1 protein-coding gene is annotated in these 344 nt (G+C 43.9%); it reads left to right on the top strand.

Annotation, left to right across the window (positions count from 1 at the left end; genetic code table 11):
* The coding region (locus ACNQ0T_RS23390; RefSeq protein ID WP_417930401.1) for an agmatine deiminase family protein at positions 1 to 262 on the top strand (262 nt) is incomplete at its 5' end.
* Positions 263 to 344 lie beyond the last annotated feature (82 nt).

The raw sequence follows: 344 nt of genomic DNA, 5'->3' as shown, positions 1-344 counted from the left end.
ACCTAGCACTCTGCGACAAACTCGCTTTAGCCGACATAACCCTGATTTCGCTGCGGGTTACATTAATTACTTTGTCATCAATGGTGCCGTTATTGCGCCTGAATTTGGGGACAAGCAGGCAGATCATGATGCGAAGCAGCTCCTTGAAATGCTATACCCAGGCCGAGACATTATCATGCTTAATATTGATGTCATTGCAGCGGGAGGGGGTGGGATACACTGTGTCACTCATCAATTACCCGTGCATAATGACCGAAGATAAAAAGCGCGAAACAAAAAATTGCCTACTTTAATGTGAGTAAAGTAGGCAATGATGTGGAAGATTTATCGTACTAGGTCATTAT

It is taken from the genome of Enterobacter cloacae complex sp.6700776, from assembly GCF_048284255.1.
GTDB lineage: Bacteria > Pseudomonadota > Gammaproteobacteria > Enterobacterales > Enterobacteriaceae > Enterobacter > Enterobacter intestinihominis.
The sequence above is the reverse complement of the archived record's forward strand: the minus strand, read 5'-3'. Positions and strand labels throughout refer to the sequence as shown.